We start from the raw sequence: 25,070 nt of genomic DNA, 5'->3' as shown, positions 1-25,070 counted from the left end.
AGGTCTACACCACCCATGTGGACTAGACCTCTTTCGGCCTCCGGGGCGGCACGGTACCCCCACAACCCGCGAGTGGACTAGACCTCTCGCGGGTCCTCGGTCCACACTGTCCCCGTGAGACATGTCATCGCCCTGGACGTGGGCGGCACCGGGATGAAGGCCGCCCTGGTCGGCGCGGACGGCGCACTGCTGCACCGGGCCCGCCGGCCCACCGGCCGTGAGCGCGGACCCGACGCGGTCGTCGCCGGCATCCTCGACTTCGCCGCCGAGCTGCGCGAACACGGCGCCCGGCAGTTCGGCGAGCCCGCGTCCGCGGCGGGCGTGGCCGTGCCCGGCATCGTCGACGAGGCGAACGGCGTCGCCGCCTACGCGGCCAACCTGGGCTGGCGGGACGTACCCCTGCGCGCACTGCTCGCCGACCGCCTCGGCGCTCCCGTCGCCCTCGGGCACGACGTGCGCACCGGCGGCCTCGCCGAGGGCCGGATCGGCGCGGGCCGGGGCGCGGACCGGTTCCTGTTCGTGGCGCTGGGCACCGGCATCGCGGGCGCCATCGGCGTCGACGGCCGGGTGGAGGCGGGCGCCCACGGCTTCGCGGGCGAGATCGGCCACATCGTCGTACGGCCCGGCGGAACCCCGTGTCCGTGCGGACAGCACGGCTGTCTGGAGCGCTTCGCGTCGGCCGCGGCGGTCAGCGAGGCATGGGCGGCGGCCTGCGGGGACCCGGAGGCGGACGCCGCGGACTGCGCGAAGGCCGTCACGTCCGGCGACCCGAACGCCGTCCGGGTCTGGCAGACGGCCGTGGACGCGCTCGCCGACGGCCTGGTCACCGCCCTCACCCTGCTGGACCCCCGCACGCTCGTCATCGGTGGCGGCCTCGCCGAGGCGGGGGAAACCTTGTTCACGCCCCTACGGGACGCGGTCCGCCGACGGGTGACCTTCCAGAAGCTGCCGGAGATCGTGCCGGCGGCCCTGGGCGACACCGCCGGCTGCCTGGGCGCGGGCCTCCTGGCCTGGGATCTCCTCAACACAACCGACGGTATGGAGGTAACACCCTGATGGCCACCCCCCTAGGGGCGCGGGGAACTGCGCAACGACCCACGACGCGCCCGCAGGTACTCATCGGCGCCAGGGTGGTACTGCCGACGGGCACGGTTCCCGACGGCCGCCTCACGATCGACGGCACGAAAATCGCGGCCGAGGCCCCGCACGGGGACGTCCTCGACGTCACGGGCCACTGGCTGGTCCCCGGCTTCATCGACCTGCACAACCACGGCGGCGGCGGAGCCTCCTTCTCCGGCACGGCCGAGGACGTCCTGAAGGCCATCCACACCCACCGGCTGCACGGCACCACCACCCTCGTCGCCTCGACCGTCACCGACGAGATGGACTTCCTGGTCCGTCAGGCCGGCCTGCTGAGCGAGCTGGCCGAGCAGGGCGACCTGGCCGGCATCCACTTCGAGGGCCCCTTCATCTCGCCGTGCCGCAAGGGCGCGCACTCCGAGGCGCTGCTGCGCGACCCCGACCCTGCGGAGGTGCGCAAGCTGATCGACGCGGCGCGCGGCCGGGCGAGCATGGTCACCCTCGCGACGGAACTCCCGGGCGGCCTGGACTCCGTACGACTGCTCGCCGAGCACGGCGTGATCGCCGCCGTCGGGCACACGGACGCGACGTACGAGCAGACGGTTCAGGCCATCGAGGCCGGAGCCACCGTCGCCACCCACCTCTTCAACGCGATGCCGCCGCTCGGCCACCGCAGCCCCGGGCCGATCGCCGCGCTCCTGGAGGACGAGCGGGTGACGGTCGAGCTCATCAACGACGGCACGCACCTGCACCCGGCCGCCCTGGAGCTGGCGTTCCGTCACGCGGGCCCGGGCCGGGTGGCGTTCATCACGGACGCGATGGACGCGGCCGGCATCGGCGACGGCCGCTATCTGCTCGGTCCGCTGGAGGTCGAGGTCAGCGAGGGCGTCGCCCGGCTGGTGGAGGGCGGCTCGATCGCGGGCTCCACGCTCACCCAGGACCGCGCCTTCCAGCGGGCGGTGACGATCGACCGGCTGCCGGTCGAGGACGTCGTCGCCGCGCTGTCCGCCAATCCGGCACGGCTGCTGGGCATCGACGACAGGGTGGGCTCGCTGGAACCCGGCAAGGACGCCGACCTGGTCCTGCTGGACGAGAACTTCGAGCTCAAGGGCGTGATGCGCAAGGGGGATTGGGTGGTGGATCCCCAACTGGCCTGAAACGTCCCCCCGCACAGGAACGGTGGCCGACCCGCGCACTGGGCCGGTCGCCGTCTCTTTGGCATGATCAGGCCTCCGGAAGCGGGAAAGTTCCGGAACCGTTCATGTACGCACGCCAGCCGGGGGAGGCCGCCAGGTGATCCTCACCGTCACCCTGAACACCGCTCTCGACCTCACCTATCGCGTGCCCGCGCTGCGGCCGCACGCCTCGCACCGGGTGACCGACGTGCGGGAACGGCCCGGCGGCAAGGGGCTGAACGTCGCCCGGGTGCTGGCCGCCCTCGGCCACGAGGTGACGGCGACCGGTTTCGTGGGCGGCCCCACCGGCCGGGTCGTACAGGAAAGGCTCACCGCCGTGACCGGGATCGTGGACGCCCTCGTCCCGGTCGCCGGGGCCACCCGCCGCACGGTCGCGGTCGTCGACGCCCGCACCGGCGACACGACCCAGCTGAACGAACCCGGCCCGGTGATCGCGCCGGCCGAGTGGTCCGCGTTCCAGGAGGCGTACGAGGGACTGCTCGCCGGCGCCGACGCGGTGGCCCTGTGCGGCAGTCTGCCGCCGGGGGTGCCGGTGGGCGCGTACGCGGTCCTGGTGCGGCGGGCACGGGCCGCGGGTGTCCCCGTGCTGCTGGACACGAGCGGAGAGCCGTTGCGCCGCGGGGTCGCCGCCCGCCCGGACATCGTCAAGCCGAACGCCATCGAACTGGCCGAACTCACCGGTTCGCACGAGCCGTTGCAGGCAACCCGGGACGCGCGAAGGCGCGGCGCGCACGCCGTCGTGGCCTCGCTGGGCGCCGAAGGGTTCCTCGCGGTCACCCCGGAGGGCCGCTGGCGCGCCGCCCCGCCACGCCGCGTCCACGGCAATCCGGCCGGCGCGGGCGACTCGGCGGTCGCGGGCCTGCTGTCCGGCCTGGTGGAACGCCTCCCCTGGCCGGACCGCCTGTCCCGCGCGGTGGCCCTGTCGGCGGCGACCGTGGCGGCCCCGGCGGCGGGCGAGTTCGACCGCGCCGCCTACGAGGAGCTGCTCGGCCGGATCACGGTGGCCGCGGAGATCACCGCGGCCTGAACCCGCGGGCTCACCTCTTGACGTGGCCCGACTTCACCCACAACTGGTCCAGCAGGACGTTGCACTTGTCGCCGTCCTGGCAGGAGAGGGTGAGCGTGTTGGTGCCCTTGGTGAGCGTGGGATACGTGTAGCTCGTCGTCCAGCCCTTGACGAAGTCGCCGGCGGGCCCCTTGGCGTAGTTCTTGAGGGGGAACTTGCTGCCGAAGGTCTTGCCGTTGACCGTGAGCGTCATCTCCTGGTCTTCACCCGGCACGCTGTAGTGCGCGAAGAGGGTGTAATCGCCGTCCGACGGGACGCCGTTGACCGTCCAGGTGACCGAGTTGCCGACCTGGTTGAGGTTGCCGACGTAGACCCCGCCGGCCGCCTGCGCGCCCTCGACGTCCGAGGCCAGGGCGGCGCTGCCGCCGAGGTTCAGCGCCTTCGCGTCCACCGGCGGGATCTCGGCCTTGTTCTCGTCGTCGCCGGCCGACTCGCTGGGCGAGGGGCTCGCGGAGGCGGAGGCCGAGGTGGCGGGCTGGTCGCTCGCCTTGTTGTCGTCGGAGCCGTCGTCGCCGTTCGCCATGGCCACCGCGATGCCGATCACGACCGCGGCGACCACCGCGACCGCGCCGATCAGCAGCCCCTTGGTGTTGGGGCCGCGGCCGCGGCCGCCGCCGTTCTGCGCGGGCTGACGGCCGGTGGAGGGGCCGCCGCCACCGAAGTTCTCGGGCGCGGCGTAGTGCGCGTTCGGCTGGCCGTACGTGCCCTGCTGCTGAGGCATCGTCGGCTGCTGCCCGTACTGCGCGGTCTGCTGCTGTCCGTACTGGCGCTCGCCGACCGCGCGCACTCTGCTGACCGAGTTGGGGTAGCCGTAGCCACCACCGGACGGCGGCTGCGCGCCGTTGGCCTGGCCGTCGGCGTAGAGGTAGCCGAACGGGTCGTCGTCCTCGGGCGTACTCGCGCCGTTGTTGCCGGACGTCATCCCTTGGTACTCCTCAGCAAGTGCGGGTCGGATGCGATGGTGCGGTCAGACTGGCGAGCCTACCCGCTCCGGATGGCCCAAACAGGTGACTCTGATCGCATCAGCTCGCTGACCTGGTGATCATCCCGCACGCCGGTGCTGTTTGGGACGAGATCGTTTCTCGACGTACATGCGTTCGTCGGCGGACTTCAGCACTTCGTCCGCGGTCATCCCGCAATGTGCCCAGCCGATACCGAAGCTCGCGCCCACCCGCACGGCCCGGCCCTCGGCGCGGATCGGCTGGATGATCTCGTTGCGCAGCCGTACGGCCAGGTCGGCCGCGTCGGCGCGGCCGAGGCCGTCGGCGAGGATCACGAACTCGTCGCCCCCGAGCCGGGCGACCGTGTCGCCGTCGCGGACCTGGCGGGAGAGCCGGCGGGCGACCTCGATGAGGACCGCGTCGCCGGCGTTGTGGCCGAACCGGTCGTTGATCGACTTGAAGCCGTCGAGGTCGCAGAAGAGGACCGCGAGCCCCTTGGTGCCGTCGTCGCGCCCCTCCTCGGGGGCGGCGGTGTGCACATGGTGGTCGTAGCCGTCGAAGGACTCGGTGCCGCCGGGCCGGTAGTCGAAGCCGTGCCCGTTGGCGTCGAAGGCGGCATGGCCGTACGCCGTGTCCATGGCGTCGACGGCGGCGGGGTGGGTGGACTGGGGGCGCTGACAGAGCCGGGCGGAGAGCCGCGAGCGCAGTTCGGCGGAGTTCGGCAGTCCGGTGAGGGAGTCGTGCGAGGCGCGGTGGGCGAGCTGGAGCTCGCGGCGCTTGCGGTCCTCTATGTCCTCGACGTGGGTGAGGAGGAAGCGGGGCCCGTCGGCGGCGTCGGCCACGACGGAGTTGCGGAGGCTGACCCAGACGTAGGTGCCGTCCCGGCGGCCGAGGCGGAGTTCGGCCCGCCCGCCCTCGGCGGAGGTGCGGAGCAGGGTGCCTATGTCCTCGGGGTGGACGAGGTCGGAGAAGGAGTAGCGGCGCATCGCGGAGGCGGGGCGGCCCAGCAGGCGGCACAGGGCGTCGTTGGTCCGGAGTATCCGACCGTGCTGGTCGCCGCCCATCTCGGCTATCGCCATGCCGGAGGGGGCGTACTCGAAGGCCTGCCGGAAGCTTTCCTCACTGGCGCGCAGGGCCTGCTGCTCGCGTTCGAGCCGTACCAGTGCCCGCTGCATATTCGCGCGTAGACGCGCGTTGCTGATGGCGATGGCGGCCTGGAAGGCGTACATCTGGAGGGCCTCGCGCCCCCACGCGCCGGGCCGGCGGCCGTTGCGCGGCCGGTCCACGGACAGGACGCCTATCAGCTCACCGCAGGTGCCTCCGCTGCCGGGGGCGGCGGGCATGTACATGGGGGCGAAGAGACGGTCCGAGGGGTGCCACTCGTCCTCGAAGCGGGGCGCGGGCCCGTCGGTGTACCACTGGGGCACGTCGTCGTCGTCGAGGACCCAGCCCTCGGTGTGGGGTATGAAGATCAGGTCGCCCCAGGTCTCCCCCATGGCGAGGCGCCGGTCCCAGGATTCGCGCGAGCCGACCCGGCCGGTGATCAGGGCCTCGGCGGCCGGGTTGCCGGCGAAGGCGGCGACCACGAGATCGCCGTCGGGACGCACGAGGTTGACGCACGCCAGCTCGTACCCGAGTGCCGTGACCACGCCGTCGGCGACGGTCTGCAAGGTGTCGGCCAGGCTGCGGGCCGTGTTCATGTCGGCCATGACCTGGTGCAGCTGTCGCAGGGACGCAAGGCGGACGTAAGGCTCCGACTCGGTCTCCATGTGTTTCGCCCTCCCCCCGAGACTTCGCAGCGAATCAAGGGTTGTTCTCGGCGTAACGTCGTTTCTGGTGCTGTGCTGTCGGTGTGTGTCTCCTTGTGACGCCTCCGCCACTGAATCACAGCGCGCTGCCCACTCGGTACACAGGGTCAACAATTAATGCTTCTTGTGACTCAAGTCACAGGTGAAGATGAACATTTGAGTGGAGTTTCCGCGTTTTCCTGTGTGTTTCCTGAACACGGACAGGCACGAACATGCCCGGACGGACACCGGAATCGGGCGCCGGGGGAATCGGTCCACGGTCCTACGACCCTACTCGGGCGGAGGTCCGATGCGCCGCGCACCGGACGGACACTAGCGTTTCGGACATGCCCCCAGACGTACTCGAGCCGACTGTGCTCAAGACCGTGTCCGAGACCCGCTCCAGGCATGCTGAGGGAGTGAGCAACGACGAGTTCCGCGCCGCCATGTCCCGGCTCGCCGACGGCGTGGTCCTGGTGACCGCCCGGGAGCCGTCCCTCGACCCGGACGACCCCGGGGCGCCGGACGGCGAGGACGTCGGCATGACCGCGACGGCGTTCATGTCGGTCTCCCTGGACCCGCCGTTGGTCCTGGTCAGTCTGCGCACCGGCTCCCGGATGGACGACCTGCTCGACGAGCAGCCCCTGTGGGCGGTCTCGGTGCTCTCCGAGAGCCAGCGGCACATCGCCGGCCGCTTCGCCATGAAGGGCCGCATCAGCGACCGGCTGCTCTTCGAGGACATCCCGTACACCCGCGGCGAGGTGGCCGGCGCACCCCTGGTCGGCGGCGCCCTGGCGACCCTGGAGTGCCGCACCGAGCAGCAGATCACGGCCGGCGACCACACGCTGGTGATCGGCCGCGTGCTCACCGCGTCGGTACCGAGCGCGGACGGCGGTCCGCTGGTGCATTTCCGGGGCCGTTACCGGCAGTTGGGGTGACACCGGAAATGCCGTGGCCGCCGGACGATCGGCCCGCCTAGGGTGCCCGCATGACGACTTCAGGGCCCCGACTCGAAATCATCACTCCCGCGAATTTCGAGGCCGCGACCGGCATTCGGGTCCGCCCCGACCAGGAGTTCGCCGTCTCTCCGGTGATGCAGTCGCTCGCGGAGGCCTACGTCCATCGCGCGGGAGTCGCCTGGCCACGCCTGATCATGGACGGCGACCGGGCCGTCGGCTTTCTGATGGCCTTTCTCGACATCGACTGGAACGGGCGCGGCGACGGCGGCCCGATCCGCTCCGGACTGTGGCGGCTGAACATCGCCGCCGGTGAACAGGGCCGCGGTTACGGCCGGTTCGCCGTGCGGTCCGTGGCCGCGGAACTGCGCCGCCGGGGCACCGAGGAGATGTACGTGACCTGGCACGAGGGCGAGAACGGTCCCGCGGACTTCTATCTCGGGCTGGGCTTCCGGAAGAACGGCGAGACCAGCGAGGGAGAGACGGTCGGCGTCCTCGCCCTGGACTAGCCGCCCCCGGCCCCGGAGCCCGCCTTCCGGCCCCGGAGACGCCTTCCCGCCCCGGGGCCCGCCTTCGGAACTAGAGCAGCTCCACCTCCAGTTCGGAGATGCGATCGAGGTCGGCCACGACGTCGATCACGGCGATCCGGCCACCGCGCACGAACGCGAAGCCGAGCGTTCGCTCCACCCGGCCCTCGAACAGCACCGCCAGTCCGGTCGCGCCGTCGATGAGGGCGGGCCTGACGACGGCCCCGACGAAGGCGAAGCCGGACGCGACCGCCGCGACCGCCGTCGCGCCCGCGACCACGCCGGCCTCCGAGCGGGCCACGACGTCCGGGTCCAGCACGGCGAGCAGCTTGACGAGGTCCCCGTCCCGCGCGGCGGACAGGAAGGCGCCGACGACCTTGCGCCGCCGGGCGGGATCGACGTCCGGCTCCTGTGCGCCCCGCACCCGGCGCCGGGCCCGGCCCGCGAGCTGCCGGGCGGCTTCCGGGGTCCGGTCGACGATGCTCGCGACCTGCTCGTGGCGCACGCCGAACAGGTCGTGCAGCACGAACGCCAGCCGCTCGCCGGGGGTGAGGGTGTCCAGGACGACGAGCAGCGCGACGCCCAAGGAGTCGGCGAGCAGCGCGTCCTGCGCCGGGTCGGGGTCCTCGCACGACGGGGCCGGCGCCCAGTCGTCCAGCGGCTCCTCGGCGCGTGAGCGGCGCGAGCGCAGCATGTCCAGGCAGACCCGGCCGACGACGGTCGTCAGCCAGCCCGCCATGTTGTCGATCTCCCTGCCCGCGCTCTCGCTCTCGCTCCGGCTGAGCCGTACCCACGCCTCCTGCACGGCGTCGTCGGCCTCGATGGCGGACCCGAGCATGCGGTGCGCGACAGCATGCAGGCGGCTGTGGTGCGCTTCGAAGCGCTCAGCGAGGAATTCGGCGTCATCTGTTGCCATCGTTCGTCACATCCCCGGTCGCGATTGACTGTCATGTAACTGACGGATGTCGCGCCCGAGATGTGACACACGCACGCAAGGTGCCGGGAAATTCGATCAATACCAGTCAGGAACGATCCCGTCCGGTCAGCCCGGTCAGCCCCAGTCTCGTCCGTTCCGGCCCCGCTTCGTCTGCGAGCGCTGCTTCTTCTCCCGCAGCCGGCGCTCGTTGATCCCGCGCGGGATCCGGGTCGGCCGGCGCGGCTTGGGCGGCGGGGCGGTGGCCTCGGCGAGGAGGGCGGCGAGGCGCACGGCGGCGGTCTCGCGGTTGCGCCACTGGGAGCGGTGCTCGGAGGCGCGGACGGTGACGACGCCGTCGACGAGCCGGCCGGCCAGCCGCTCGAGCGCCCGCGCCTTCCACACCTCGGGCAGCGCCTCGGTGCCCGCGACGTCGAAGCGGAGCTCCACCTGCGAGTCACTGGTGTTGACGTGCTGCCCGCCCGGCCCCGAAGACCGCGAGAAACGCCACATGAGCTCGGCCTCGGGAAGCGAGACGGAGCCGCGGACGACATAGGGACCAGACATGCCCACCATGTTCCCGCTCGCGCCGCCCCCACGTCACGCGAATATCCCCGGAACCCGCCGCGCGGTCATCTTGGTAAAGAAAGTAAAGAAACGCGGAGTGGCGGGGAACCTTGAGCACCCTTCGCTGCGTTCATAGGGATAGCTGTAGCTTCGTGCCCGTACGAAGCCCCGTACGAAGCCGTACGCAACGAGGGAAGGACTCCCAACCATGGCTGTAAGCCTGTCCAAGGGTGGCAACGTCTCGCTCACCAAGGAGGCTCCGGGCCTGACCGCCGTCACCGTGGGCCTCGGCTGGGACGTCCGCACCACCACCGGCACGGACTTCGACCTCGACGCCTCGGCGATCGCGGTCAACCCCCAGGGCAAGGTCTACTCCGACGGTCACTTCGTCTTCTTCAACAACAAGCAGACGCCGGACCAGACCATCGTCCACACCGGCGACAACCGCACCGGCGAGGGCGCGGGCGACGACGAGGCGATCAACGTCAACCTGGCCGGTCTCCCGGCCGACATCGACAAGATCGTCTTCCCGGTCTCGATCTACGACGCGGAGAACCGCTCGCAGAACTTCGGCCAGGTCCGCAACGCCTACATCCGTATCGTCAACCAGGCCGGCGGCGCCGAGATCGCCCGCTACGACCTCTCGGAGGACGCGGCCACCGAGACGGCCATGGTCTTCGGCGAGCTCTACCGCAACGGCGCGGAGTGGAAGTTCCGCGCCGTCGGCCAGGGCTACGCCTCGGGCCTCGTGGGCATCGCCCAGGACTTCGGCGTCAGCGTCTGACGTCCTGCGCCCACGCGCACGCCTCATCGGAGCCCTCGGCCACCAGGCCGGGGGCTCCGCGGCCTACCTGGCGAGTTCGGCCGGTTCGTCCAGCCGGGTCAGCTTCCGCGGGTTCCTCATCAGATAGACCCGGGTGACCAGGCCGTTCTCCACCACGACACTCACCGCGGTCGGCTCGCCGTCGATGTCGATCCGGCCCGCGGGCGCGCCGTTGAGCCACACGGTCGTCGTCTCGCAGGCTCCCGCCACCAACTGGTTCGCGCGCGCGAGCACCGCCGCCACCTGCGCGGCTCCACACACCGGAGCCAGCGCCGCCGCCGCGATCCCACCGCCGTCGGCGATCATCACCACGTCCGGCGCCAGGACCTCCATCAGCTCCTGCAACCGCCCGGTGCGCAGCGAGGCCAGGAACCGCTCCATCACGGCCCGCTGCTCCGTCCGGCTCACCCGCATCCGCGGCCGCCGGGCCGCCACGTGCTCGCGGGCCCGCCGCGCGATCTGGCGTACCGCGGCCACGGACTTGCCCGTCGCCCCGGCGATCTCGCCGTACGGCAGGTCGAAGACCTCACGAAGCACGAACACCGCCCGCTCCGTCGGCCCGAGCGTCTCCAGCACGGTCAGCATCGCGATCGAGACGCTCTCCGCGAGTTCGACGTCCTCGGCGACGTCGGGGCTGGTCAGCAGCGGCTCCGGCAGCCACTCGCCCACGTAGTCCTCCCGGCTGCGCGACAACGCGCGCAGCCGGTTGAGAGCCTGCCGCGTGACGATGCGGACGAGGTACGCCCGCGGGTCACGCACCTGGGTGTGGTCCACCTCGGCCCACCGCAGCCAGGACTCCTGAAGCACGTCCTCGGCGTCAGCCGCCGACCCGAGCATCTCGTAGGCGACCGTGAACAGCAGGCCGCGGTGGGCGACAAAGGGGGCCCCGGTCATGCCGTGGACGCCACCGGGGACTGCCCGGGGCGCGCGGCCAGCGGAATGTCGCACGCGTCCGAGTAGCCCTGCGAGGTGACCCCCTGCGCCGCGTTGGTCCTGGCCGACAGGTTGGCGAAGCCGATGAGCACGGTGATCTCGACCAGTGCCGCCCGGCCGAGCCGGTCGAGCAGACGCGCGGACAGCTCGTCGGTGACGGTCGGCGGCGTGTTCGTCATCGCCTCGGCGTACTCCAGCACGTCCCGCTCCAGCGGCGTGAACACGTCCGCCTCCCGCCAGCGCGGCACCTGGCTCGCCTTGACCAGGTCCAGGTTCCGGTTCAGCGCCGCGAAGTAGTTGACGTCGAGGCACCAGCTGCAGCCGACCTGCGCCGCGACGGCCATGTGCGCGAAGGTCTTGAGGCTCTCGTCGGCCGTGTCCCACTCAGCCGCCTTCGCCCCGAACTCCAAGGTGGCCATGGCGACCGCGGGGTTGTTGAACCCCACCTCCACGGGCTCGGGCAGTGCGCCGAACTGCTTGATCAGGTTCTCCTTCAACTCGGCGGGAAGCTCCGCCTTCGGCATACGCGGTGTCACGGTGTTCTCCCTGTGTCGGTGGCCGCTTCGGCCGCCTCGGCCGGTGCGGCCCGCTCGGCCTGCGCAATGTGTTCGGCATGAAGACACCGCCGGTCCCGGGGATGTGACAAGCCGGCGGGAGACCCGTCGGACCGGGTGCGCCGACTAGCGTGCTTCCCATGCTTCTCGACCCCCTCCCCCTCACTCCCGACCACGACATCCCCGCGCCCCTGCTCACCGAACTCACCGCGCTCTACGCCTCCCAGCACGCGTTCCACGCCCTCAGCGGTGACTTCCCGGATCCGGACGACATCCGGCCGGAGCAGGTGGCGGCGGCGCTCGCGCGGGAGTTGGCGCACGAGGGTGTGGAGGTGCTGCTCGCCCGCAGTCAGGGGCGGCTGGTCGGGGTCGTGGTCACCCTCGACCGGCATCCCGACCCGGCCGATCCCGATCCGTGGGTCGGGTTGCTGATGGTGGACGCGGCCGTGCAGGGGCAGGGCCACGGCGGGCGGATCGTCCGGCAGGTCGAGGACCGCTTCCGGGAGGCCGGCCGCGATGCCCTGCGGCTCGCCGTGCTCGACGCCAACCCCGAGGGGCTCGCCTTCTGGACCGCGCTCGGGTACCGGGTCGTCGGGCACCGGCCCGACCTGCAACTCGGCCGTCCGTGCGCCGTGCTGCGCAAGCCGCTGCGCAGGTCCCGCCGTGCGGGCCGGGTCGCCGTCGTCGATCCGCAGGGCGCCGTCCTCCTCTTCCGGTACCACAACGCCGACGCCGGCATGCACTGGGCGCTGCCCGGCGGCGGCCTGGAGGAGGGCGAGTCGCCGCGCGAGGGGGCGCTGCGCGAACTGCGCGAGGAGACCGGGTGGGCGGACCTGGAACCGGGCCCCCTGCTGTGCACCTGGGAACACGACTTCACCCGCATGGGCATCCTCGTGACCCAGCACGAGCACATCTACGTCTCCCCCGGCCCGCGTCGCGAACCCGGCGGGCCCGGCCTCGCGGCCTCCCACGCCACGGACGGCATCCTCGGCTGGCGCTGGTGGACGCGCGAGGAGCTCGCACGGGAGGCGGAGCCGGTGTGGCCGCCCGGTCTCGCCCCGCTGCTCGACGCGTGGGAGGCGGAGAGCGGCCACCGTCGTCCGGGACCGGCGTGACGGCTCACGGGCGGGCGGGTTTGCCCTCCCCGTACAGCCAGTCCGCCCAGATCTCGTCGAAGTCCTCGTCCGGCGCCTGCTTCTCCACGAACGCCGTGAAGTCGTCGGTGTCGGCGCTGCCGTGGCGGTGGGCGGCGGCCCAGCCCTGGACGATGTCGTAGAAGGTGTCGTCGCCGACGGTCCGGCGGATGCGGTGGATCACCATCGCGCCGCGCTGGTAGACGGGGGTGTCGGAGACGTGTGCCGCGCTCGTCGGCTTCGCGGGCGGGAACGCCCACAGGTCCTCGTACTCTTCCTCGCCGTGGTCGTACAGCTCCGTGAAGGTCTCCTCCGCCGTGGCGCCGCCCTCGTCCTCCGTCCACAGCCACTCGGCGTAGGTCGCCAGGCTCTCGTTGAGCCACATGTCCTGCCAGCTCTTCGGCGTGACGGAGTCGCCGAACCACTGGTGGGCGGTCTCGTGGACGAGGGTCGCGGTGTCCGGGGCGCCGGGGTAGACGGGACGGTTCTGGGTCTCCAGGGCGTATTCGGCGTCCTCGGGGCGGTCGACGATCGCGCCGGTGGAGGAGAACGGGTAGGGGCCGAAGTTGTTCTCCGCCCATTCCATGACCTCGGGGAGCCGGGCGAGCACCTCGCGGCTCGCGGTCACCTGGGACGGGTCCACGGCGACGTACACCGGCAGCCCGCCCTCGGTCGCGGAGCGGGTGACGGTGTAGCGGCCGATCGCGAGGGTCGCCACATAGCTCGCCATCGGTTCGGCCGTGTGCCAGGTGAAGGTCGTGCGGCCGTCGTCCGCCGTCCTCGCACCGCGCAACTCGCCGTTGGAGACGGCCGTCAGGCCCTTCGGGACGGTGACGGCGATGTCGTACGACGCCTTGTCGGAGGGGTGGTGGTTGCCGGGGAACCAGGCCATGGAACCGGTCGGCTCACCGAGGGCGAGCGCTCCGTCCGCGGTGCGCAGCCAGCCCTCCTTCGAGCCGTCCGGGTCGGTGATCGTCCGCGGGCTGCCGGAGTAGCGGACCCGGACCTCGAAGGTCTCCCCGTCGGACAGGGCGCCGGGCGGCCGGACGATCAGCTCCTGACCGTCCCGGCGGAAGCCGGCCGTGTCGCCCCCGACGGTCACCTCCTCGACCTTCATGCCCGCGAGGTCCAGGTCGAAGGCGGCGAGGTCCTCGGTCGCACGGGCGGTGACGACGGCGGTGCCGGTGAGCCGGTTGCCGTCGGGGGTGTAGGCGAGGGTGAGGCCGTAGTGGGAGACGTCGTAGCCGCCGTTGCCCGCCTTCGGGAAGTACGGATCGCCGACGCCCGGGGCACCCGAGACGTCCCGGGCCCGGGCGCCCGAGGTGTCCGGCGCCCCCTCGTCGTCGCACGCGGTCAGGGCGAGCAGGAGCGCCGCGGCGGCCGCCGCCGGAACAAGACGCACGGATCGGGACATGTCAGTGATCTTATGGGGACGGCCGGCCCCTGCGCGGGGGCGTGACACCATCGCCTACGTGCTCGACATCGGCTACGCCCTCTCCAACCGCTTCCCGGACCCGCCGCAGAAGGACTACCGGCGCGCGGACGTCCACAGCCTCCGCCACGACCTGTTCTGCGGCGACGTCTACCTCGCCGACACCAAGGCGGACCGTGAGGTGTCCACAGCCTGGGGATGGGTGCCGGTACTGGACTTCGCGTGGGCGCTGTGCGACATCGTGGAGCTGATCGACCAGGACCCGGCGGGCTCCCGCGCCTCCCGCCCGCAGTACGCGGAACTGGACTTCACCGAGTCCACCGACTGCATGCTGTTCGAGCGCCGCTTCGGCTGGGTGGACATCACGGCCGACTGGATGCCGACAGAGGAGCCCCCGCTCACCTTCTCCCACGCCGAACTGCGCCGCGAGGCCCGCGACTTCCTGCACGACCTCCTCGCCGACCTGAGCGACCTGCACGAGGACCTGGCCGAGAACCCGGCGATCTGGACGTTGCAAGCCCGCTTCCCCCGGGTGCGCTAGGGCGTGTCCGACCGGTCGCGCGCCCGGCGGGAATGGTCGGACACGCCCTAGCCCTCCACCCTGAGCCCCAGCTCGGCAGCCAACACGGGTGCCAGATCGAGTAGTTGGGCCGCGCTGATCACCGCGCCGGACAGCCGGTCCACGCCTCCCGCGAGGCCCAGTTCCACCGCTCCGCGCAGGTCCACGTCCGCCAGGGTCGCCGCGGTGAAGTCGGCGGACTTCAGGGCGCAGTCGACGAACTCGACCCGCTCCAGGCGGGCCCCGCCGAAGTCCGGCTCCACCAGGACGCACGACTCGAAGACCACGTCCCGCAGCCGCGCCTGCCGCAGGTTCAGGTAGTCGATCTTGCCGCCGCGGATCACGACCCGTTCCAGGACGGCGCCGTGCAACTGGGTGCCGCCCAGGCGGGCGTCGAGCAGCTCCACATCGCGCAGGGTCGCCTCCGCCAGGTCGGTGCCGACGCCCCGGATGCCGGTGAGGACCGAGTCGAGGAAGCGGGTGTGGCGCAGCCGTGTCTCGTCCAGCGCGCAGCCCGTCAGGGCGCAGTCCATGAAGCGGGCGCCCCCGCCGTCCTGCCCGGCGAGGTCCAGCTCACGGAACTCCACGCCGTCGTAGTCGCCGTCGGGCTCCAGCCCCCCGCCCCGGTACGGGTCGAGGGGCGGCAGCCGCACCTCCGGACGCCGCGCACCCTTCACCGCCGCAGCGGCCCTGCCGCCGGTGCCGCCGCCGGCCCTGCCGGTTCTCCCGGTCCCAGTCCTCGCCATGCCCCCATGCTGCACCCCACCACTGACAATCCCCCTGGCCCCTCCCCTCCCCGCCGCTCCCCCCATCCCCTCCCCGGCAGCCGGAAAGCCCTTGACCTCAAGCAAGGTTCAGGTTGAAGGGTGGGAGCAGTCGGGCAACAGCCCGTCCCCGACCCGCCGCTCCTCACCCATCACCCACGACCCACCACCCACGGGGGATCACCATGCACGCCATCCGCCTCCACGCCTTCGGTCCCGCCGAGAACCTCCGCTACGAGGAGGTCGCCGACCCGGTGCCCGGCCCCGGCCAGGTCCGTGTCACCGTCGAGGCCGTGGGCGTCCACCTCCTGGACACCGCCCTGCGTGAGGGCCTCCAGGGCCCCGCCCCCACGCCGACGACCCTCCCCACGATCCCCGGCCGGGAGATCGCCGGCGTGGTCGAGGCGGTCGGCGAGGGCACCCCCGACAGCTGGCTCGGCAGGCGCGTCGTCGCCCATCTCGGCTTCGCGCCCGGCGGGTACGCCGAACGTGCCGTCACCGACGTCGACCGTGTGCACGAGATCCCGCCGAACCTGGATCCCGCCCAGGCCGTCGCCATGATCGGCACCGGCCGTACGGCGCTGGGGATCCTCCAGTTCGCCGAGCTCGGGCCCGGGTCCGTCGCCGTGGTCACCGCGGCCGCGGGCGGCCTCGGCACGCTCCTGGTGCAGTACGCCAAGAACGCGGGCGCGACCGTCGTCGGGCTGGCCGGCGGGCCGGAGAAGGTGGCCCGGGTCGCGGCGAACGGCGCCGATCCCGCCGTCGACTACACGCAGACCGCCTGGCCCGCCAAGGTCCGCGCCCAGCTGGGCGGCCGCACCGCCGACGTCGTCTTCGACGGGGTGGGCGGTGACGTCGCCCGTGCGGCCGTCGCCCTGCTCGGCCCCGCGGGCAGGCACCTCGTCTTCGGCTGGTCCGCCGAGGGCGTCCGCGACGGGAAGGGCTACTTCGTCGAGGGGGTCTCCCAATCGGTCCTGGGGCCCGTGATGATCGAGAAGGCGGGCGGCCTGCGGGCCCTGGAGCTCCGCGCCCTCGCCGAGGCTGCCGCCGGCCGGCTGACCCCGGCGGTGCAGACCTTCCCGCTCGCCGAGGCCGCCGCCGCGCACCGGGCGCTGGAGACCCGCGGAACGGTGGGAAAGGTCGTCCTGGTCCCATGACCCACCAGTGGCAGCCGGCCCAGGGATGCGATAAGCACTGATTCATGGTGTTCTGTCGGAATGAGTGTCACCCGGACAGGTGAATCCTCCGCCGACACCGAACCCGATCCCCGCCGCTGGTGGGGCCTGGTGATCATCGCCCTCGCCCAGCTCATGGTCGTCCTGGACGCGACGATCGTGAACATCGCACTGCCCTCCGCACAGGAGGACCTGGGCATCTCCGACGGCGACCGCCAGTGGGTGATCACCGCCTACACCCTGGCCTTCGGCGGCCTGCTGCTGCTCGGCGGCCGGATCGCCGACCTGGTGGGCCGCAAACGCACGTTCGTCATCGGGCTCATCGGCTTCGCCGTCGCCTCCGCGCTCGGCGGGGCGGCCACCGGCTCGGGCATGCTGTTCGGCGCCCGCGCCCTCCAGGGCGCCTTCGCGGCCGTACTCGCCCCTTCCGCGCTCAGCCTCCTGACGACGACGTTCACCGACCCCAGGGAACGCGGCAAGGCCTTCGGCATCTACGGCGCCCTCGCCGGCAGCGGCGCCGCGATCGGCTTCATCGTCGGCGGCCTGCTCACCGAGTACCTCGACTGGCGCTGGTGCCTGTACGTCAACGTGCCCATCGCCGTCGTCGCCGTGTTCGGCGCCCTCGCGCTGCTCCACGACCGCCCCGGCCACGCGGACGTCCGTCTCGACGTGCCCGGCGCGGTGCTGGGCTGCGGCGGCCTGGTCGCGATCGTCTACGGCTTCAGCGAGGCCGAGCCGCGCGGCTGGACCGACCCCCTGGTGCTGGGGCTCTTCGCGGGCGGGATCGTCCTGCTCACGGTGTTCGTGTGGTGGCAGACGAAGGCGCGGGTGCCGCTGCTGCCCCTGCACATCATCAAGGAACGCAACCGCGCGGGCTGCTTCCTGACCATGGGCCTGGCCATCATCGGGATGTTCGGACTGTTCCTGTTCATGACCTACTACCTGCAGGTCATCCTCGGCTACTCCCCCCTGAGGACGGGCCTCGCCTTCCTCCCGCTCACCCTGGCGATCATCATCGGTTCCACCCAGATCTCCGCCCGGCTGATGAACCGGGTGCCGCCGCGCATGCTGATGGTCCCCGGCATGCTCCTCGCCGCGGGCGGCATGGTGATCCTGACCCAGATGACGGTGGACTCCTCCTACTCCGACGAGATCCTGCCCGCCCTGCTCCTGATGGGCCTCGGCATGGGCCTGACCTTCATGCCGGTCTTCTCCACGGCCACCGCCGGGGTCGCCCCTCAGGACGCCGGTGTCACGTCCGCCACCGTCAACACCTCACAGCAGGTGGGCGGCTCCATCGGCACCGCGCTGCTCAACACGATCGCCACCACCAGCAGCACCGCCTACCTCTCGGCCCATCTGACCGGCCCCGCGCGCCGGTCCCAGGTCGCCGCCGAGGCCACCGTGCACGGCTACACGGTGGCCATCTGGTGGGCCGCCGGAATCATGCTGCTGGCCGGCCTGGTGGCGGGCCTGATGGTCACCACCGGCCCCCCGAGACATGCCCCGGCGGCGGCCGTACCGGAATCGGTGGGCTGACCGCCCAGCTCCCGGCGGGCCGGGAGCGGCAAGGGGTCCGGGGTCGAGGCAGGGGCCTGCGTCAGTGGCGTCCCGCCACCCGGTCCGCGACCCGCGCCAGCCGTGAGGACCCCGGCGCGTGGCGCTCCGTCTCCCGCCGGTCCGCCGCCCGGTAGGTCGCGTACATGCCCCGCACCCCCAGCCAGCGCAGCGGCTCCGGCTCCCACCTGCGCACCTTGTGGCCGACCCAGGGCAGGTCGGTGAGGTCGGTGCGGCCCTCCTGGCCCGAGTCGAGCCGCACCAGGTCGCGCAGGGTCCGCGCGGCCAGGTTCGCGGTGGCGACGCCGGAGCCGACGTAACCGCCCGCCCAGCCGAGGCCCGTGGCCCGGTCCAGCGTGACCGTCGCGCACCAGTCGCGCGGCACGCCCAGCACCCCGGACCAGGCGTGCGCGACCCGCACCCCGGCCAGCGCCGGGAAGAACCCGACCAGGATCTCGCGCAGCGCCCCGGCGGTCTCCAGCTGCGTGCGTCCGTCGTTGTCCGTCCGCGAGCCGAAGCGGTAGGGCACCCCGCGCCCGCCGAGCGCGATCCGGCCGTCCGCCGTGCGCTGGGCGTACATGTAGGCGTGCGCCATGTCGCCGAGCGCCTCCCGCCCCGACCAGCCGACCGCCGCCCACTGCTCGTCGGTGAGCGGCTCGGTGGCGATCATCGAGGAGTTCATGGGCAGCCAGGTCCGCCGCTCACCCTGCAACGCGGCCGTGAACCCCTCCGTGCAGCGCAGCACGTACGGCGCCCGCACGGTCCCGTACGGCGTCACCGCCCGGCCCGGGAGGATCTCCGTCACCGGGGTCGACTCACGGATCTCCACCCCCAGCGCCTCCACGGCCGCCGCAAGCCCCTTGACCAGCTTCACCGGGTGCACCCGCGCCCCGTGCGGGGTCCAGCTCGACCCCACGGCGCCCGCCACCCGCACCCGCTCGGCCGTCTCCCGGGCGCCGTACAGCTCGCGGTCCCGCTCCCCGTACGACAGCTCGTGCGCGTGGAAGTCCTTCAGCCGCGCCAGTTGCGCGGGGGTCCGGGCCACCTCCAGCACCCCGCCCCGGTGGACACCGGCGTCGAAGCCCTCCTCCGCCACCGCCCGGACGACCTCGTCGACGGTGTCGTTCATCGCCCGCTGGAGCCGTACGGCGGCCTCGTGGCCGTGCAGCTTCGCGTATCGGTCCCGGCCGGCGATGCCGTTGTACAGCCAGCCGCCGTTGCGCCCCGAGGCGCCGTATCCGCAGAACCTCTGCTCCAGGACGGTGATCCGCAGGAAGGGCGCCGCCTTCTTCAGGTAGTACGCCGTCCACAGCCCCGTGTACCCGCCGCCGACGATCACGACATCGGCGGAGGCGTCACCGGCGAGCGGCTCCCGCACCGCCGGAAGGCCGTCGTCCGCGTACCAGAAGGAGATGCCGCCATTGACGACGCCGTCCACGACACCGCTTGCCGAGCTGCTCATGGCCGGACGTTAACCCGGCGGCACAGGCGCTGTCTCCTTCGGATTCCGTACTCTTTCGCGCCCTCTGACCAGCGGACAACACGCCAGCCCGACGAGGACGGAGACGAAGTGGCCGAAGTCCGTGAAGGTCGGTTCGGCGGTCAGCGGGAAGCCGTAGAAGACGAGCACGGCCGCGAGATACCCGTACCGCCAGGGCGGACCGATGCGGTAGGCGAGCACCGCCACCACCCCCGACAGCGCGTAACTCACCCCGACGTCGAGGGTGTTGACCGCCGACTGCGGGGCGAGCCCGTCCCCGATCGCCTTCGCCAGTGCCCCCTCGCTGATCAGCGTCGCCAGCACATGCGCGGCCGCGCACACCGCCAGCCACCGCGCGGTGCCCAGCCACCGCTCGGCCCGGGCGTGGAAGACGGAGTACAGCACCGCGTACGGCAGCCAGTACCCGCCGTCGATCCACATCGCGCTCGCCACCAGCACCCGCACCGGGTGCCGGGACAGCTCATGGATGTTGGTGGACCGCTGCCGCAGGAACTCCTGCTCGAACTCCGGCGACATGTGGTGCAGAGCCACCGTGGTGACGAACAGGACCGCCAGCCACACATAGGTGCCGGGCGCGCTGCGGACGTACGCCCACACCGCCCGCCGGACGCCGGAAAGCCCGCAGAGCCGTCTCACCCGGCCCAGTATCGGCGAATCACGGGTCGCGGGCAGGGGAAAGCCCAGGTCGCACAAGAGCTGACCTGGGCTTTTCAGAGAGCCCCCTGTCGGATTCGAACCGACGACCTGCTCATTACAAGTGAGCTGCTCTGGCCAGCTGAGCTAAGGAGGCATCGCGCGCCACCGCACGCACGCGAGGGCGGGACCACTGTACACAGCCGCGCTTTCCCCGGGCCACGGACTTCCGCGGTCCGCGCGGCTCTGACCAGCGGGCGGCTCCGCCCCACTCGAAAGTTTCCGCGAAGTTCACATGCCTCCGGGTACTGACAGACCGGGAAACGCCAGGTACCGTCCTGACCCAGTTCGCTCATGTGGACTACACCAACCACCTTCCTACAACGGATCGTCCGGCACGTTCCTGCCGGTAGAAGGGGGCCCTTCACCATGGCCACTGTCACGTTCGACAAGGCGACCCGGATCTACCCGGGTTCCACCAAGCCCGCCGTCGACGCTCTCGAGATCGACATCGCGGACGGCGAGTTCCTCGTCCTGGTCGGCCCGTCCGGCTGCGGCAAGTCCACCTCGCTCCGCATGCTCGCGGGGCTCGAGGACGTCAACGGCGGTGCGATCCGCATCGGCGACCGCGACGTCACGCACCTGCCGCCCAAGGACCGGGACATCGCCATGGTGTTCCAGAACTACGCCCTCTACCCGCACATGTCGGTCGCCGACAACATGGGCTTCGCGCTCAAGATCGCCGGCGTCAACAAGGCGGAGATCCGGCAGAAGGTCGAAGAGGCCGCGAAGATCCTCGACCTCACCGAGTACCTGGACCGCAAGCCGAAGGCCCTCTCGGGTGGTCAGCGCCAGCGTGTCGCGATGGGCCGCGCCATCGTGCGTGAGCCGCAGGTCTTCCTCATGGACGAGCCGCTGTCCAACCTGGACGCCAAGCTCCGCGTCTCGACGCGTACGCAGATCGCCTCGCTGCAGCGCCGCCTCGGCATCACCACCGTCTACGTCACCCACGACCAGGTCGAGGCCCTCACCATGGGCGACCGCGTGGCGGTCCTCAAGGACGGTCTGCTCCAGCAGGTCGACACCCCGCGCAACATGTACGACCGGCCCGCGAACCTCTTCGTGGCCGGCTTCATCGGCTCCCCGGCGATGAACCTCGTCGAGGTGCCGATCGCCGACGGCGGCGTGAAGTTCGGCAACTCGGTGGTCCCGGTCCAGCGTGACGCGCTCGCCGCCGCCACCGACAAGACGGTCACCGTCGGTGTCCGCCCCGAGCACTTCGACGTGGCCGGCGCCGACGCCGACACGGGCCTCGCGGTCGTCGTGAACGTGGTCGAGGAGCTCGGCTCCGACGCCTTCGTCTACGGCACCGCCAAGGTCGGCAGCGAGTCGAAGGACCTCGTGGTCCGCGTCGGCGGCCGTGACGTCCCGGAGAAGGGCAGCACGCTGCACGTCGTCCCGCGCGCGGGCGAGACCCACGTCTTCTCGACGTCGACGGGTGCGCGTCTCTCCGACTGACCCGGTTTGAACCCGGGTGATTCACCCGGGTTGACGAAAAGGGCCCCGCAGCCTGCTGCGGGGCCCTTTTCCCTGCCCGCGAAAATCCCCGGCACAGCGGACATTTCGACCGAGGTCCGTCAACCCCTTACCCAAAAGGGAGCACGGCTTCATCCCCCGTCCGGGTGACTAAATGTCGCCAAATCATTACTGCACGCTACCCTCTCACGCGTGAAGCACTCCGCGAACCACTCCACCACCCAGCGCACGCGCCGCGGCCAGGGCGGCCCAGCCCGCCGGATCGGCCGCTCGCTCGCCCTCGTCCTGCCCGTCGTCATGGTGCTCTCCGGGACCCTCGCGGTCACCCGGGTCAACTGGTCGGGGAACCCCTCGGATTCGGTGCTCACCGCCTCCGACGTCTCCGCCGCACAGCAGTCCTCGCACCAGGCCGCCAAGGCCCCGCAGGACGTGCTGCGCGACCAGTTGCTGACCGAGCTCCAGGAGAAGGATCCGGGCGTCGCCCTGACCCACCTCCAGGCCGCCGTGAACGGCAAGCCGTCGCTGGCGAAGCACTGCTCCTCCATCGCCCGCGCCCTGGGCCGGGCGGCCGTCCGCGTGTACGGCCCCTCGCGCGCCCAGTCGTACTCCCGCCCGGTGTGCGACACGGCCTTCGCCTCGGGCGTCCTGGCGGCCCGGGGCTGAGCCACCGGGCCGCCGGGCCGGCCGTAGCGACCGGGGCGTGCGGTTCCCTCCGGGGGAGCCGCACGCCCCGGAACAAGCGGCACGTACAGTGCGGGCATGACCGATCCGCACGCCGCGTCCCGCCCCACGCAAGCCGTCATCCTGGCCGGTGGCCAGGGATCCCGGCTGCGTCCGTACACCGACGACCGGCCCAAGCCGATGGTCGAGATCCCCGGCACGGGGACGCCGATCATCGGCCATCAGCTCGTCTGGCTCGCCGAGGAGGGCGTCACCGACGTCGTCGTCTCCTGCGGCCACCTCGCCGAGGTCCTCCAGGACTGGCTGAAGTCGGCCGACCTGCCCGTCAAGGTCACCACCGTCGTCGAGAACGAGCCCCTGGGCCGCGGCGGCGGGCTGAAGTACGCGGCCGCCCACCTGCCCCACCCCGACCGGCCCTGGTACGCCACCAACGGCGACATCTGGACCCGCTTCTCGCTGCGCGAGATGGCCGACTTCCACACCGAGCGCGACGCCATAGCGACCCTCGCGCTGGCGCGTCCGCGTATTCCGTGGGGCGCGGTGCAGACGGACGGGTTCGGCCACATCACGGACTTCATCGAGGCGCCGCCCACCACGTACGAGATCAACGCGGGCGTCTACGTCTTCTCCCCCGCGTTCGCCGGCCTGCTCCCCGAGCGCGGGGACCACGAGCGGACGACGTTCCCGCACCTCGCCCGCGAACGGCGGCTGGCCGGGTTCCCGCTCCCGCAGGGGGCGTACTGGCGGGCCATCGACACCGCGAAGGACCTCACGGAGGCGGCGAAGGAACTGGCGGCGCTGAGCCGCTGAGCCGCTGAGTCGCTCCGCGGGTGGAGCGGAGCGGTTCGTTGTCGGCCACCGGCCCGGATGGGGCTGGTCGCGCAGTTCCCCGCGCCCCTCAAAAAGCAGAAGGGCCAGGGTGTCGTGCGCTTGTCAGCGCACGGCACCCTGGCCCTTCTTCAGTTCCGCGCTACCCGAGCAAGCCGCCCACCAGGCCCGGCTGGCCGGAGGAGGACGAGCCCCCGTCAGAGCCGCCACCGCCGCCGCTCGTCGAACCGCCTGAGGTGGCGGAGCCACCGGAGGACGGGCCGGAGCTGGTGGCGGGCGCCTGCTCCACGGGAGTGGACTGCTCCGGAGGGGCCTCGCCCGCGGTGCCCTGCGTCTGGCTGGGCGCGCCGGCGTCTCCGCTGCCGGTGGTGCCGGAGTCCTGCGCCTTCGAGGGCTCGCTGTCCGTGCCCGCCGTCGGGGCCGCCGAGGTGGCGCCCTGAGTGGGCGAGCTGGACGCGGCGGGCTGCCGGGACGCCTTGTGCGTGCCGGACTTCTCCGGCAGCGGGGAGCCGGGCAGCTCGTTGCGCGGGGGCTCGCCCGGGCCGGGGACGACCACCCGGTCGGCGTCGCGGACGGCGCCGCCGAGCAGCGAGCCGACGAGCAGGGTGAGCCCGACGGCGATCGCGGTCACCAGGGCGCCACGACGCAGCACGTAACGGCGCAGCTCCCACAGGTCGGAGCGCGGACCGAGCCGACGCCACGCACCGGCGGCGAGCCGGCCGTCCACCGAGTAGACGGGGGCGCCGGCGATGACCAGCGGCGACCAGGCGGCGAGGTAGATGATGTCGGGGGTGTCGTAGACCGGGACGGTCTTCCAGCTGACGGTGACGATGAGCGCCGCCGAGAGCCCGGCGCCGACGACCGCGGCGACCCGCTGCCAGCAGCCCAGGACCGTCAGCACGCCCACGACGACCTGGAGGAAGGCGATGACGAGGCCGGAGCCGACGGGGTGGTGCAGGGCGAACTGGCGCAGCGGCTCGGCGACTTCCCACGGGTGCAGGGTGTTGAGCCACTTCACCATGGAGCCGCGCTTGCCGCCGTCGAAGTAGACGGGGTCGCACAGCTTGCCCATGCCGGCGTAGATGGAGATGAAGCCGAGGAAGACGCGCAGCGGGAGCAGGACCACGCCGAGGTTCATCCGGCGGCCCGGGTAGTAGGCGTGCCGGGCGGGGTCCTCGCCCTGCCGCCGGCTCCGCGGCGCCGGGTCCGGGTCGACGTCGGCTTCCCCGAAGTCCTCGAACTGGCCGTCGTCGTAGGCGGGTTCGTCGTAGGCGCTGCCGACGCCTCGCATGTTCGGCAGGATCCGCTGGGCGCCGTCGACGGGCGTCCGCTGGGCGCCGACGATCGGGGTCTCGAGGGTCTGCGCGGCGAGGTCGCCGTCGTACCCGCGGCCGCCCATGCCGACGCGGGGGATGACCTGGGTGGCTCCGGCGTCGGCACCGGGCGGTTCGCCGTGGCCGACGCTGCCTGCCCGCACGGCCTGCAGCAGTCGGTGGGCGCCGGTGTCGTCCGGGGCGGACTTGCCGCTCCAGACGACGGCCCGCCGACGGCCACCGGAAGCGGCGCCCGCTCTGCCGACCGCCCCGACGGCGGCCATGCGCGCGGTGTCATCGATGGCGCTCACGTGCCGGGCGATCCGCGGGGATTGGTTACGCCGCGCCGACGCGCCCAGCTGCACGCGGAAGCTCGCGTGGCTGACGATGATCTGCGCCGGATCGCTCGGCACCTTCACCATGCTCAGCGCGGGAGCGTCGTCGAATCCCGACGAGCGGTCCCCCGTGGGTGTGCGGGGTGTTCTGGTGTCCACACTCATCTAACCGAGTGACGTGTGTTTAGGACACTGCTTTGACCCGCCGGATCTGTCCGGGCTCCGTCAAGGTTGCACTACTCGCCGGGATTAACCCGTCCGAGTGAACCGTGAGTGCACC

The 25,070-nt window shown here is 72.1% G+C and carries 24 protein-coding genes and 1 tRNA gene; 13 read left to right on the top strand and 12 right to left on the bottom strand.

The features are described 5' to 3' along the window. The first annotated feature begins 114 nt into the window (after positions 1-114). From OG933_RS24205 to OG933_RS24195, 3 genes are all read left to right on the top strand, one after another. Complete coding sequence (locus tag OG933_RS24205; RefSeq protein ID WP_362528498.1) at positions 115-1,056, top strand: ROK family protein; 942 nt, start codon at positions 115-117, stop codon at positions 1,054-1,056. Further along, entirely contained in the window at positions 1,056-2,237 is a 1,182-nt protein-coding gene (nagA, locus tag OG933_RS24200) for an N-acetylglucosamine-6-phosphate deacetylase (RefSeq protein WP_362528501.1), read from the top strand. Before OG933_RS24205 ends, nagA begins: the two co-directional genes overlap by 1 nt. Before the next feature lie 136 nt (positions 2,238-2,373). After that, positions 2,374-3,303 carry a 1-phosphofructokinase family hexose kinase gene (locus tag OG933_RS24195; protein ID WP_405628887.1) on the top strand — a complete coding sequence of 310 codons (930 nt, stop codon included), beginning with the start codon at positions 2,374-2,376 and terminating at the stop codon, positions 3,301-3,303. Between the two features lie 10 nt (positions 3,304-3,313). Here OG933_RS24195 and OG933_RS24190 read toward each other — a convergent pair whose 3' ends face one another. Then, entirely contained in the window at positions 3,314-4,264 is a 951-nt protein-coding gene (locus tag OG933_RS24190) for a carbohydrate-binding protein (protein WP_362528507.1), read from the bottom strand. Positions 4,265-4,384: 120 nt separating this feature from the next. Beyond that, a complete protein-coding gene (gene cdgB / locus OG933_RS24185; RefSeq protein ID WP_267022477.1) occupies positions 4,385-6,052 on the bottom strand; it encodes a diguanylate cyclase CdgB in 1,668 nt (555 codons plus the stop codon). 365 nt (positions 6,053-6,417) lie between these two features. On the opposite strand from cdgB, the gene OG933_RS24180 reads away from it, so the two are divergent. Then, positions 6,418-7,008, top strand: coding sequence for a flavin reductase family protein (locus OG933_RS24180; protein ID WP_362528510.1), 591 nt, complete (start codon positions 6,418-6,420; stop codon positions 7,006-7,008). A gap of 50 nt (positions 7,009-7,058) precedes the next feature. Continuing rightward, positions 7,059-7,535 carry a GNAT family N-acetyltransferase gene (locus OG933_RS24175; RefSeq protein ID WP_054243893.1) on the top strand — a complete coding sequence of 159 codons (477 nt, stop codon included), beginning with the start codon at positions 7,059-7,061 and terminating at the stop codon, positions 7,533-7,535. A gap of 70 nt (positions 7,536-7,605) precedes the next feature. On the opposite strand, the gene OG933_RS24170 is transcribed toward OG933_RS24175, so the two are convergent. Then, positions 7,606-8,469, bottom strand: a complete 864-nt coding sequence (locus OG933_RS24170; protein WP_405628886.1) for a sigma-70 family RNA polymerase sigma factor — start codon at positions 8,467-8,469, stop codon at positions 7,606-7,608. Between the two features lie 135 nt (positions 8,470-8,604). After that, positions 8,605-9,042: an alternative ribosome rescue aminoacyl-tRNA hydrolase ArfB gene (gene arfB / locus OG933_RS24165; RefSeq protein ID WP_362528516.1), complete on the bottom strand. Its 438-nt coding sequence runs from the start codon at positions 9,040-9,042 to the stop codon at positions 8,605-8,607. Between the two features lie 199 nt (positions 9,043-9,241). On the opposite strand from arfB, the gene OG933_RS24160 reads away from it, so the two are divergent. Further along, the gene (locus OG933_RS24160) at positions 9,242-9,817 is read left to right on the top strand and encodes a TerD family protein (RefSeq protein ID WP_020130301.1); all 576 of its coding nucleotides are present in this window, start codon (positions 9,242-9,244) and stop codon (positions 9,815-9,817) included. A 63-nt stretch (positions 9,818-9,880) separates the two neighbouring features. Here the strand turns inward: OG933_RS24160 and OG933_RS24155 are convergent, their stop codons facing one another. Continuing rightward, positions 9,881-10,750 (bottom strand): RNA polymerase sigma-70 factor, encoded by an 870-nt coding sequence (locus OG933_RS24155; protein WP_405628885.1) that lies wholly within the window; start codon positions 10,748-10,750, stop codon positions 9,881-9,883. Then, positions 10,747-11,325: a carboxymuconolactone decarboxylase family protein gene (locus tag OG933_RS24150; protein WP_362528522.1), complete on the bottom strand. Its 579-nt coding sequence runs from the start codon at positions 11,323-11,325 to the stop codon at positions 10,747-10,749. Before OG933_RS24150 ends, OG933_RS24155 begins: the two co-directional genes overlap by 4 nt. A 158-nt stretch (positions 11,326-11,483) precedes the next feature. Here OG933_RS24150 and OG933_RS24145 point away from each other — a divergent pair, with 158 nt between their 5' ends. Then, positions 11,484-12,458, top strand: coding sequence for a bifunctional GNAT family N-acetyltransferase/NUDIX hydrolase (locus OG933_RS24145; protein WP_362528525.1), 975 nt, complete (start codon positions 11,484-11,486; stop codon positions 12,456-12,458). Between the two features lie 4 nt (positions 12,459-12,462). On the opposite strand, the gene OG933_RS24140 is transcribed toward OG933_RS24145, so the two are convergent. Beyond that, the gene (locus OG933_RS24140; protein ID WP_362528528.1) at positions 12,463-13,890 is read right to left on the bottom strand and encodes a M1 family metallopeptidase; all 1,428 of its coding nucleotides are present in this window, start codon (positions 13,888-13,890) and stop codon (positions 12,463-12,465) included. A gap of 58 nt (positions 13,891-13,948) precedes the next feature. Here OG933_RS24140 and OG933_RS24135 point away from each other — a divergent pair, with 58 nt between their 5' ends. After that, positions 13,949-14,449: a hypothetical protein gene (locus OG933_RS24135; RefSeq protein ID WP_028806929.1), complete on the top strand. Its 501-nt coding sequence runs from the start codon at positions 13,949-13,951 to the stop codon at positions 14,447-14,449. 47 nt (positions 14,450-14,496) lie between these two features. Here OG933_RS24135 and OG933_RS24130 read toward each other — a convergent pair whose 3' ends face one another. Further along, positions 14,497-15,213, bottom strand: a complete 717-nt coding sequence (locus tag OG933_RS24130) for a pentapeptide repeat-containing protein (RefSeq protein ID WP_362528532.1) — start codon at positions 15,211-15,213, stop codon at positions 14,497-14,499. Positions 15,214-15,416: 203 nt separating this feature from the next. On the opposite strand from OG933_RS24130, the gene OG933_RS24125 reads away from it, so the two are divergent. Continuing rightward, positions 15,417-16,388 carry a zinc-binding dehydrogenase gene (locus OG933_RS24125; protein WP_405628884.1) on the top strand — a complete coding sequence of 324 codons (972 nt, stop codon included), beginning with the start codon at positions 15,417-15,419 and terminating at the stop codon, positions 16,386-16,388. Positions 16,389-16,448: 60 nt separating this feature from the next. After that, positions 16,449-17,945: an MFS transporter gene (locus OG933_RS24120; RefSeq protein WP_405628882.1), complete on the top strand. Its 1,497-nt coding sequence runs from the start codon at positions 16,449-16,451 to the stop codon at positions 17,943-17,945. A 61-nt stretch (positions 17,946-18,006) separates the two neighbouring features. Here OG933_RS24120 and OG933_RS24115 read toward each other — a convergent pair whose 3' ends face one another. The 3 genes from OG933_RS24115 to OG933_RS24105 all read right to left on the bottom strand — a co-directional run bounded on the left by OG933_RS24115 (position 18,007) and on the right by OG933_RS24105 (position 20,254). Further along, positions 18,007-19,425, bottom strand: a complete 1,419-nt coding sequence (locus tag OG933_RS24115) for an FAD-dependent oxidoreductase (protein ID WP_362528541.1) — start codon at positions 19,423-19,425, stop codon at positions 18,007-18,009. Between the two features lie 9 nt (positions 19,426-19,434). Further along, a complete protein-coding gene (locus tag OG933_RS24110) occupies positions 19,435-20,100 on the bottom strand; it encodes a rhomboid-like protein (RefSeq protein WP_405628880.1) in 666 nt (221 codons plus the stop codon). Between the two features lie 80 nt (positions 20,101-20,180). Next, positions 20,181-20,254 (bottom strand) — tRNA-Thr (locus OG933_RS24105). Between the two features lie 272 nt (positions 20,255-20,526). On the opposite strand from OG933_RS24105, the gene OG933_RS24100 reads away from it, so the two are divergent. The 3 genes from OG933_RS24100 (at position 20,527) to OG933_RS24090 (ending at position 23,124) form a co-directional block, all read left to right on the top strand. After that, positions 20,527-21,615, top strand: a complete 1,089-nt coding sequence (locus OG933_RS24100) for an ABC transporter ATP-binding protein (protein WP_020130312.1) — start codon at positions 20,527-20,529, stop codon at positions 21,613-21,615. A 210-nt stretch (positions 21,616-21,825) separates the two neighbouring features. Next, positions 21,826-22,296 carry a hypothetical protein gene (locus tag OG933_RS24095; protein WP_020130313.1) on the top strand — a complete coding sequence of 157 codons (471 nt, stop codon included), beginning with the start codon at positions 21,826-21,828 and terminating at the stop codon, positions 22,294-22,296. A 96-nt stretch (positions 22,297-22,392) separates the two neighbouring features. Continuing rightward, positions 22,393-23,124: a nucleotidyltransferase family protein gene (locus OG933_RS24090; protein WP_362528548.1), complete on the top strand. Its 732-nt coding sequence runs from the start codon at positions 22,393-22,395 to the stop codon at positions 23,122-23,124. Between the two features lie 160 nt (positions 23,125-23,284). Here OG933_RS24090 and OG933_RS24085 read toward each other — a convergent pair whose 3' ends face one another. Further along, positions 23,285-24,955 (bottom strand): DoxX family membrane protein, encoded by a 1,671-nt coding sequence (locus OG933_RS24085; protein ID WP_405628877.1) that lies wholly within the window; start codon positions 24,953-24,955, stop codon positions 23,285-23,287. Positions 24,956-25,070 lie beyond the last annotated feature (115 nt).

Source organism: Streptomyces sp. NBC_00016 (assembly GCF_045040885.1).
GTDB classification, from domain to species: domain Bacteria; phylum Actinomycetota; class Actinomycetes; order Streptomycetales; family Streptomycetaceae; genus Streptomyces; species Streptomyces coriariae.
Note: the sequence above shows the minus strand (reverse complement) of the source record. Positions and strands in the feature narration are given on the sequence as shown.